The following is a 9353-nucleotide window of genomic DNA, read 5'->3' on the forward strand; positions in this document are numbered from 1 at the left end:
TGGTGAGCACCAGGCGGCCGAGCATGGCGAAGCCCATGGCAGGCAGGATGTTGGCTGCAACGCCAAAGCCAGCAAGGACAAAGGGCGGGATGAAGTCGAGCATGCCCTGGATGGCGTCAGCACCCAGATAGAACGACAGCGAGCACAGCAGGAACGCCATGATGATACCGGTCAAACCGATCAGGAAGTGCATCGCATAGACACCCTTAAGGTTGCCCTGGGCAGAGAAAACATCAGCGCGGTCGACCAGGATCGGCAGGGCGGCGTTAAGGATGTTCTTGATGGCAAGGCACAGCGTGGCGATGGGCATGGCAAGCGCGATGGCTGCCTCGGTGCTCTGGCCCAGCTGGATAGCGAAGGCGCAGGCGAGCACGCCGCCGATCGTCTCATCAGGCGGCACGTAGGCGCCGATGGAGATCGAGCCCATGAACAGCAGCTCCAGACTCGCACCGATCGCGAGGCCGGACTGCAGGTCCCCCAGCACCAGGCCCACGAGCGGGCACAGGGCGATGGGGCGGAACGCATAGAGCGTACCGAGCTGGCAGTCGAACTTACCAAATGCGGCGATAAGTCCGATGAGGATTGCTTGGGTAAGCATATATCCCCCTTTCCTAATAGGACACTACGAAGAGCTCAGACTCTTCGAAATTGAACGCCTAGAGCACGCTGGCGCAGTCGACCTTGGGGTCGTCGGCCAGGGGTCGAATCTCGACCTCGACGCCACGATCCAGCATCTCGCGCACATCGGCTTCCTCGGCCGCAGTCAGGAAGATCTGACGAGAGACCTGACGAGCATCGGGACGCTTCTCGTCCTTTGGCTTGGTGTTGCCCAGGTTGACCGACTTGATCTGCGGGCAGCCCTCAACAAGCTGCTTTGCCTCAGCAATAGTGGCGACACAGATGATCATCTTGTACTTGTCGGTCACGCCCGAGTTGATAGCTTCGATTGCATGCTCCATATCTTTGATGACGAGCTTGCAGCCGGCAGGCTTGCCCATCTTGAGCGTCGTCTTCCACACCGGGTCGTTAGCAACCTTATCGCCCACGCAGAAGATGCAGTTGGAGCCAAGGCCCTGAACCCAGGAAACTGCGACCTGGCCATGAAGCAGGCGATGGTCAACGCGAAGTAGCTGAATCATAATGTGACCCCCCAAAGGTCTTGTGCCGTCTTACGGCGTGTCAGTAGGTGCTGCGGATTAGAACTCTTCTTCCTCGTCGCCATCGACCAAAAGATCGTTGACAAACTTCACGCGCGTATCGTCCGCAGCGACGATGGCGCGAATCGTCTCCTCAACCGGCGCCGACTCGTCAGAGAACAGCAGCTGGATGAGCAGAGGAAGGTTCATGTTGGTAACGAGGTACGTGCGGGGACGCGTCTGGACAATCTTGGTGAACTCGTTGTTGACGCTGCCGCCAAAGAGGTCGGTGCAGACAACGACATCATCGTCAGCAGACATGCCTGCCAGCAGTTTTTGGGCCTCCTCGGCCACGTCCATGCGGCCATCGACGAACATCGAAAGATCGTGGACGTTGTCGCGAGCGCCCGAGAGCAGCTCGACGCTCTCCTTGATGCCGGTAGCGAAGTGCGCATGGCTGGCGATGATGTACTGTCTCATTCTGTGTTCCTCTCAATAGCCCGGCACGTTCCCGCACCCGTTTTCTTTAGTAGTCGAACTGGTGATAGTAGCGACGATACTTGAGGTTGTGCTTGGTGACCGTCTCGTAGTAGCGAGCCAGGCGGTCGGTCACGAGCACCGTCAGAATCCACGGGGAGACGATGACGCGGAACTCATCGTCAAGGCCGGGGATCGCGAACTCGGCGGTGTCGATGATGTTGATGTCGGTGTCGCCGGTCACGCCGCGGTTGAGGAAGGCGCGGACGCGCTCGTCGAGCTTGCGGTTCTCGTCCTCGCCCATGAACAGGAAGACCGGGACGCCGGGCTCCACGAGCTCGAGGGTGCCGTGGAAGAAGTCGGCCGAGGTGATGTAGCGGGTGCGCTTCCACTGCATCTCCTCCAGGATGCACATCGAGAACAGGATCGTCTCGCCCCACAGGGCGCCCGAGCCGATGAACATGGTGTAGGGGGCCAGGGCGTACTTCTTGGCGAGCTCCTCGGCGCGCGGCTCGAAGCGCTTGCGGATGTCGAGCATGTCCTTCCAGATGTCCTTGGTCTGCTCGATAAACAGATCAAACTTGGGGAAGCAGCCACGGCGGTTGAGCAGGCGCAGGCCGAAGCAGTCGGCGAGGTAGTAGCCCTTCTCGCAGCCGCCCGAACCATGGTCAGAAGCCATGGCGACGCAGTTCTCGGCACCCACAGCCTGGCCGATGGGGCCCTCGGGCTTGGTCATGGCGTAGACGCGCACGCCCATGTCCTTCATCTTCTTGACGGCCTCGAGGACCTCGGGGGTGGTGCCGGACTCGGAGGCGGTGAGCACGACGGACTTCTCGGTCATGCGCTTGTGGCCCATGGCGTTCCACTCGGCGGCGTGGATCAGGTAGACCTCGAGGTCGCGGTCGCCGAACTTGTTCATGAGGTACTCGAGCTGCATGAGCTCGTCCCAGGTGCCGCCGACGCCCATCAGGAACACGGCGTCGTAGCCCTCGTCGGCGACCTTGTCGGCGAGCGCGGTCATCTTCTTGCCGGTCTCGTAGAGCGCCTTACCGTCCTCGAGATAGCCCTCCTGGTCGAAATGCATGATCTCGATCTTCTCGGTTTCCTTCATTTGTCTCTCCTTTCTGGGGTTGTTTCCACATCCCCCATGCCAACGGGCATCAAAACCCGCTTACATTCCGTAACACTCGGCCGCTTTGGCCTTAAGCGCATTGACTGACTCTTCGTAGCCCTCTGCCTTGACCTCCATTTGCTTGGAGACGGCATCGAGATACGGGTGCACGTCCCATGACTTCAGACGCTCGGCGATCATTGCCGCAATCGTCTGGAAGAACACAAGATTGGGAATTGCGCTGAGCAGCGGAGCCACCTGAGGCACCGCAACCTCGTGAGCCCTACCCCTGGGATGGGCCGTGAGCAGCACCGTTTTTGTCGTAACGTTCGATAGCGCATCGGCGATATTCGCAAGACGCTCCGACCCCTGCGGATCGTCAACGATAAACACCAGATAGCCCGGAACGATCTGCATCTCGGGACCGTGAACGAACTCCTCGCCCTCGTGATGCATGGCAGGAATCTTGATGGTCTCGCTCAGCTTGAGCGCCGCCTCCTCGGCAACGCCGTAGTTGGGGCCGTTGCCGACGACCATGGCGGGCATGTGCTCAGAAAGCTCGAGCATGTGGTCTTGGACATATTCCTCGGCGGTCTTGCACATCACGGCATTGGCCTGGATAGCTTCGCGCAGGTCGTCAAGACGCTGGGCAACGCCTTTGGCGTCAACCGTTCCGCGCGCCTGACCGCCGTAAATACCAAAGAGCACCAGATACTCAACGAGAACCTCGACGCCCAGAGTTACAAAGTCCACCGACTCGACGCCCACACCGTAGTCAAGAACGATGTCAGCGTGTTCCTTGATGGGTGCCTCGACGTTTGCCGTGAGCGCAACTGCAGCCATATCGTGTGCGCGCATGTAATCGAGCGCCGCAATCGTATTGGTCGAATAGCCACTCTGCGAGACGGCGATGTTGAGCGCATGCTGCGGATAGGTGTGTTCAAAATCGACGAAGGCCTCGGGCGTCACAACGGACACCTGCATCTGCAGCGCATCTTGCAGGTAATCGCGGGCGCAATCGGCGGCATGGCGCGACGAACCCGAAGCAACGATGCGCAGTGCGTTAAAAGAACCGGACTGGAAAATATCAACGAGCTGCGCTACCAGCTCAGACGAACGCTCGAGGTTCTCCCCCATACGCACATGGGCAAGCTGAACGTAATCGAGCATCTTCATCGTCTCACCTCGTTACAAATCATTAGTATTTGATACCAATCACAGTTACAGGTTACGGCTTTTTGATACCTCTCTGTCGATTAATTTATCCCCTTCGGCGAACGGTCGATTTTGGGCCCTGTAAGGTTGTATATACAGCTGACCCAACGATCAAAACTAGTTAGTTTCCCAGGCGTTATTCACAAAACACCAGCTAGTACGTATAGGTATATCCACCCGCATCACCGCGGTTAAACGATTTGACGTACTCGATCGCTTGGCCGCCCGCATCGAAGCTTACGCACTCCAGCGTCAAGGCAAGATCGCCCTGCTCCAGTCCAAGCAGGCCGGCATCTCGCGCGCCCAGCGCTTCGATATCGAGCTTTTCCTGTGCCATAACTGGCTTTCGGCCCAGCATCTCATAGGTCTCGTACAAACTGAAGACCGACACGTCAATATCTTCGATGGTTGGAAACAGCAGGCACGGGATGAACGCCATCTCAATCGATACAGGGTCGCCGTTGACGCAGTTCAAACGCCGAATCGAATACAGCAAATCATCCTCGGCGATGCCAAACAGGTCGGCGTAGTATGGCCCCGCATAACGCTTGGAACGCGCGAGAATACGGACGGACGGCTCGCCGCCCGAAGCACGGACCGATTCACGGAAACCGCCCGTGCGTTCAAAAAAAGCAGGTACTTTCTGCGCCACAAAGGCACCTTTTCCCCGAACACGGCGAATCTGCCCGCGCCGAACCAGCTCATCGACAGCGCTTCGGATGGTCAAGCGTGTCGTACCAAATTCCTCGGCGAGGTCTTTTTCGGACGGAATCATGGAACCCGTGGGATATATACCGCGCTCGATACGCTCCTCGATGCGGCGTCGAATGCGCATATAGACCGGGGTGGCATCTACTGTTTCAGCCATTGTTCACCTGCCACGCTCCTCATGCCGTTCTCTTCGCCGTTATCGGCAAAGCGGAACTTTGTGGGCAAAATCACCGATTTGCAATGCTCCACAAAACGCATGTCCTTATCCAATTCGATCGTGCTCTCATAGAACACCGGCGTTCCCTCTTCTTGCTGGAGCAGCTCGGCCTCTTCGGCGTTCAAACGCGAGATGGAGATATGCTCACGTCCATGCTCAACACGCACGCCACCTTCTTTGAGCAAGACATCGTAAAGGCTCTCGCACTCAAAATCGTGCTCGATAAGCGATGGGCACAGGGACAGGTTAACGTGAGCCGTCTCGATTGACGCCGGCTCGCCCTCAATAAGTCGAACGCGCTGCATGCGAAGCAAAGGAGCGCCTACAGACACCCCAAGCTTGTCGGCAAGTGCCTCATCCGCCTCGATGGTCCCGGTGGAAACCAGACGAGAAGAGGGGTGCAGGCCGGCAGTCCGCACAGCATCGGAGAAGTTATACGTTTCCTGGAAGATGTTCAGCGGCTTGGGAGGGCACACATACGTACCCGATCCGCGACGGCTCTCGAGCGTTCCACACGAGATGAGCCGCGTGATACCGGCGCGCAACGCCGTGCGCGAAACGCCGATCTCTTCGCACAGCACGCGCTCGGCCGGCAGGCGATCGCCGCCGGCAAGCTGGTGGTGCTGGATATACCAAAGAATTCCCTCAACAGCACGATCTTTGGGGGGAATTGCATAAGATTCGCCTGCCATTGCACAGACTCCTCATTCAGAAACGTATGCCGCCAAAATTAGACCAGCCCTCCCATGGCATCAAATTCGGCCTTGATCTTCTCGGCAACATTCCGATACGACTTATATAGACTTGAATCGCGTTTGACTTCGTCGGTCATAACGGGAATCTCTAATTTGGAAACCTCGTCTTTTCCCGTCTGAACCGCCACAACAACGCCCATACCAAGACACATATTACGCTTGGCAGCGTTTATTTTCGCCGCCTTGGCAGGATTTGCCAGGATACGCTGGGCAAATTCCTGTTTTGAGACCACTTCCTCGGCCTCCGGATCGCCCGCCTCGGCCACTTCGCACTGCAACACGTCCGCATAGTCAAAAATCTTCGGCTCGCCGCCGCGCTGATGCACGGCCCACTTGCGACGCGTGGCATCCTGGTAGATAGCCGGCAAAAACGTAAACCGCGGCGGGTCCAAAATCGTATCCGTGATGGTAAACACATCGGGATCAAAGGCATCCTGCGGGTTTTTCTTCTTGAACAGCCCCATATCAGCCTCCCGTACTAGCATTAAACAACTCAAGCCGAATATAGCACCAATTTCAAGCTCATGCTTTAGTAGATCGGTGCGCGGCGTCTATGGCTCGCCCAGCGGAAGAGCTTACGGACGAGGGCCGGGGCGCCTGCTTTGTTTTGAGAGGTGGGCTTCGCGAACTTCTCAAAACAAAGCAGGCGCCCCGGCCCCGCCGGCAAATAGCGGACGCTCCGCATGCAATCTATGCAAACAAACAAGTACGTTTAGCTACATTCGGTAAGTTCGAGCACGCTGCCCTTAACGATAAGCGCCGGCTCCAGGACGACCTCTTCGGCACGCCTGCCGCCCCTACCGGCAAGACGCTTGGACATGCAGCCAAAAGCATGCTCCGCAAGGACACCAGGATCCTGCTCAATCGCGGTCAGCGCCGGCTCAAAGAGAACGTCGGCCGCCGAGTTGTCATAGCTCACCACCGAGATATCGCCCGGGATGCTCTTCCCCATCTCGTGCAAGCGCTTGAGCAGACCGAGGGCGATGTTATCCGAACTTGCGAACACAGCGGTGGCATCAGTTGCGAGCACCGCCTCCGAGGCCTCATAGGCACTCGGAATGTAGTACTCGCTCTCAAACTCCAAACGTGCGTCGATAGGCAGGCCAACCTCGCGCAGCGCGCGCTCATAGCCGGCAAGTCGCTTACGCCCCGTATTGGAACGGCGCGCGTTAACCAAGCAGGCAATGCGACGGTGGCCCTGCTCGATCAGATAGCGAGTGGCCATGTAGCCACCCATCTCGTGGTCGAACATCACCTTGTCGCACTCGAGCCCCTCAATGGCACGATCGACCATCACGGCAGGGATAGGCAGATGGCTGACTTCTTCGCGCAGGGCGCGGTCGTCGGAGAACTCGTCGCCTACGACCAGGAAGACGCCATCAACGCCGCGCGTCACCAGCTGGCGCAGCAGCTCCAGATCGTCATCGGCGCTTCCGCCCGAGCTGGTAATGAAGAGCGCATAGCCGTCCTCGCGGCAGCGCTTTTCCAGGCTACCGGCGAGCGAGGCAAAAAAGCGGCTCTCGATGTTAGGGACGATAAGGCCCAGGGTGCGCGACTCGCGCATGACCAGGCTGCGCGCGATCTGGTTGGGAACATAGTGGTTGCGCGCCGCGACCTCTTTGATGAGCTTGCGGTTTTCTTCCGAGATGCGACAGGGCCGATTATTGAGCACAAGCGAGACCGACGAGGGGGAAAGCCCCACCTCCTGGGCGATCTGCTTGAGGGTGACTTTGTTGGCCATCTCGCTCCTTCCGGGTTTACGCGCAATCTCTTGAAAGTATAGCGACTACCCCTCTACCTCGATGATAAACACTTTACCAATCCGGTAGACGGCTGTTTTATCGCCGCCAGCGCACCAAATCCGTCCGGGTGGGGTATATTGCAATCGATTGATGACAACGACCACCAAAAGGCGGATATTCGTATGCACGAGAACGACTTTTTTAACGAGGACCTGCTGTGCGCGCTTGCTGGCGTTGCCGGCGAGGACAACGTACTGATGAGCGAGCCCATGCGCGAGCACACCACGTTTAAGATCGGCGGCCCGGCCGACGTCTTTGTCACGCCCGATACCGAGCAGGGCCTCGTCGCCACGCTCGATACCTGCTATCGCTGCGATCTGCCCCTCACCATCGTGGGCAACGGCTCCGACCTACTCGTCGGCGACAAGGGTATCCGCGGCGTCGTCGTGGCGTTGGGCGAAGGCCTCTCCGACATTACGATCGACGGCACGCACGTCACGGCGGCAGCCGGCGCGCTGCTTTCCGATGTCGCAGCCGCGGCAGCCGAGGCCTGCCTCACCGGCATGGAGCCCATCTCGGGCATCCCCGGATCGGTCGGCGGCGCCTGCTACATGAACGCCGGTGCCTACGGTGCCTGCATGGCCGATGTGCTGGAGTCCGTGCGCGTCTACAAACCCGCTCGCCAGCTCGACGACGGCACCCGCGGCAGCGGCAATATCATCGAGTTCGATGTCGACGAGCTCAACCTGGGTTATCGAAAGAGCCGCATCGCCGATGACGGCTTTATCGTGCTTTCGGCCACCTTCAATCTCGCCCCGGGCAACGCCGCGATGATCAAGGCCGACATGGACGACTACCGCCAGCGCCGCGAGGACAAGCAGCCGCTCGACATGCCGAGTGCCGGCTCCACTTTCAAGCGCCCCGAGGGTTACTTTGCCGGCAAACTCATCATGGATGCCGGCCTGCGAGGACACGCCGTTGGCGGCGCGCAGGTGAGCGAGAAGCACTGCGGCTTCATCGTCAACGCCGACCACGCCACCGCCGCCGATGTCGACGAACTCATCCGCCACATCCAGGCAACCGTCAAAGACCAATTCAACGTAGACCTAAAACCCGAAGTCCACCGAGTAGGCGAATTTTTATAAAAAGAAGGCCCCGAAAGGGGCCTTCACTTTCTTTAATTCAGACAACCAGTCCGGTGTGCCGCGCCCCGAAGGCTTATAGGACAAAATGTGTGTCCCGATAGAACATCCGTTTCCATCCATTAATCCAGCCAGAACGGGTACGGGTCCCTGTGGTGGAGGTCCTCCCACACGGCCCTGTCGCCCCACTCCGGCCCTCCGTCCTCGCGCGACGGCGAGGCGGAGTAGACGCTGAACAGGAAGTCGATGTCCGCGTCGGTCGGCATCGCGGCGAGCTTCTCGCGCGCCGTCCTCGCGTCCCCCGAGTGCGCGTGGCACCACCAGAACACCGCCTTCACGCGCTTGACCGACGTCAGCCCCCGGTGGTTGCGCAGGACGGCCCTCAGCTGCGAGTTCACCCCTCCCTCGATCATGTTGTTGGTCGACGGCAGCGGGCCGGCCTTGGCCAGGGCGGGGTCGAGGTAGGTGAACAGCGTCCCCGCCGACACCAGCGACGACAGCGACGAGCGCGCCCGCCTCAGCCTCTCGTGGGTGTAGACCCTCCTGCCGTCCACCACGGTCCTGTCCTCCAGGAAGTCGGCCCAGAACCCGCACCAGTCGAGGTAGCGCTCGACCCAGAGCTCGGCCTGGTGCAGCGTCTCGATGCCCATGAGGTCGCGCGCGATGAGGTAGAGCTCGCGCCCCGCCTGGAGCTTCGGCCGCGTCGTCGTGTAGCGCTTGACCTGCGAGAAGGCATGGAAGGTGCACCTCTGGACCCTGGTGCGCGGCCAGGTCTCGCGCACGGCCTTGGCGAACCCGCTCCCGCCGTCGGTGACGACCACGTCGGGCGCCGGGATCGGCGCCATGA

General features: G+C 59.5%; 10 protein-coding genes and 1 pseudogene. 1 reads left to right on the forward strand and 10 read right to left on the reverse strand.

The window, feature by feature from the left end:
- The 9 genes from FGQ61_RS03240 to FGQ61_RS03280 form a co-directional block, all read right to left on the reverse strand.
- The coding region (locus FGQ61_RS03240; RefSeq protein WP_138374562.1) for a PTS mannose/fructose/sorbose/N-acetylgalactosamine transporter subunit IIC at window positions 1–598 on the reverse strand (598 nt) is incomplete at its 3' end.
- Between the two features lie 58 nt (window positions 599–656).
- Window positions 657–1139 (reverse strand): PTS sugar transporter subunit IIB, encoded by a 483-nt coding sequence (locus FGQ61_RS03245; protein WP_099432286.1) that lies wholly within the window; start codon window positions 1137–1139, stop codon window positions 657–659.
- 57 nt (window positions 1140–1196) lie between these two features.
- The gene (locus tag FGQ61_RS03250) at window positions 1197–1616 is read right to left on the reverse strand and encodes a PTS sugar transporter subunit IIA (RefSeq protein WP_138374549.1); all 420 of its coding nucleotides are present in this window, start codon (window positions 1614–1616) and stop codon (window positions 1197–1199) included.
- Between the two features lie 46 nt (window positions 1617–1662).
- Complete coding sequence (locus FGQ61_RS03255; RefSeq protein ID WP_138374550.1) at window positions 1663–2724, reverse strand: SIS domain-containing protein; 1062 nt, start codon at window positions 2722–2724, stop codon at window positions 1663–1665.
- Between the two features lie 60 nt (window positions 2725–2784).
- Window positions 2785–3900 carry an SIS domain-containing protein gene (locus FGQ61_RS03260; protein WP_138374551.1) on the reverse strand — a complete coding sequence of 372 codons (1116 nt, stop codon included), beginning with the start codon at window positions 3898–3900 and terminating at the stop codon, window positions 2785–2787.
- A gap of 193 nt (window positions 3901–4093) precedes the next feature.
- Complete coding sequence (locus FGQ61_RS03265; RefSeq protein WP_138374552.1) at window positions 4094–4807, reverse strand: GntR family transcriptional regulator; 714 nt, start codon at window positions 4805–4807, stop codon at window positions 4094–4096.
- Window positions 4792–5559, reverse strand: coding sequence for a GntR family transcriptional regulator (locus tag FGQ61_RS03270; protein WP_138374553.1), 768 nt, complete (start codon window positions 5557–5559; stop codon window positions 4792–4794). The genes FGQ61_RS03265 and FGQ61_RS03270 overlap by 16 nt, the downstream gene beginning before the upstream one ends.
- A 38-nt stretch (window positions 5560–5597) precedes the next feature.
- Entirely contained in the window at window positions 5598–6086 is a 489-nt protein-coding gene (locus FGQ61_RS03275; RefSeq protein WP_138374554.1) for a hypothetical protein, read from the reverse strand.
- 248 nt (window positions 6087–6334) lie between these two features.
- Complete coding sequence (locus FGQ61_RS03280) at window positions 6335–7363, reverse strand: LacI family DNA-binding transcriptional regulator (protein WP_006235873.1); 1029 nt, start codon at window positions 7361–7363, stop codon at window positions 6335–6337.
- A 183-nt stretch (window positions 7364–7546) separates the two neighbouring features.
- Between FGQ61_RS03280 and murB the strand changes: the two genes are divergently transcribed.
- Entirely contained in the window at window positions 7547–8509 is a 963-nt protein-coding gene (murB, locus tag FGQ61_RS03285) for a UDP-N-acetylmuramate dehydrogenase (RefSeq protein WP_138374555.1), read from the forward strand.
- Between the two features lie 119 nt (window positions 8510–8628).
- On the opposite strand, the pseudogene FGQ61_RS03290 reads toward murB, so the two are convergent.
- Window positions 8629–9353: pseudogene (locus FGQ61_RS03290) on the reverse strand (IS256-like element ISSlgl1 family transposase); the annotation flags it as partial.

This window comes from Collinsella aerofaciens (assembly GCF_005844325.1).
GTDB classification, from domain to species: Bacteria; Actinomycetota; Coriobacteriia; order Coriobacteriales; family Coriobacteriaceae; genus Collinsella; species Collinsella aerofaciens_G.

Bases quoted from the DNA above. Each gene is read 5' to 3' on its own strand.
- FGQ61_RS03245 (WP_099432286.1), bottom strand. From the start codon at position 1,139: ATGATTCAGCTACTTCGCGTTGACCATCGCCTGCTTCATGGCCAGGTC.
- FGQ61_RS03250 (WP_138374549.1), bottom strand. From the start codon at position 1,616: ATGAGACAGTACATCATCGCCAGCCATGCGCACTTCGCTACCGGCATC.
- FGQ61_RS03255 (WP_138374550.1), bottom strand. From the start codon at position 2,724: ATGAAGGAAACCGAGAAGATCGAGATCATGCATTTCGACCAGGAGGGC.
- FGQ61_RS03260 (WP_138374551.1), bottom strand. From the start codon at position 3,900: ATGAAGATGCTCGATTACGTTCAGCTTGCCCATGTGCGTATGGGGGAG.
- FGQ61_RS03265 (WP_138374552.1), bottom strand. From the start codon at position 4,807: ATGGCTGAAACAGTAGATGCCACCCCGGTCTATATGCGCATTCGACGC.
- FGQ61_RS03270 (WP_138374553.1), bottom strand. From the start codon at position 5,559: ATGGCAGGCGAATCTTATGCAATTCCCCCCAAAGATCGTGCTGTTGAG.
- FGQ61_RS03275 (WP_138374554.1), bottom strand. From the start codon at position 6,086: ATGGGGCTGTTCAAGAAGAAAAACCCGCAGGATGCCTTTGATCCCGAT.
- FGQ61_RS03280 (WP_006235873.1), bottom strand. From the start codon at position 7,363: ATGGCCAACAAAGTCACCCTCAAGCAGATCGCCCAGGAGGTGGGGCTT.
- murB (WP_138374555.1), top strand. From the start codon at position 7,547: ATGCACGAGAACGACTTTTTTAACGAGGACCTGCTGTGCGCGCTTGCT.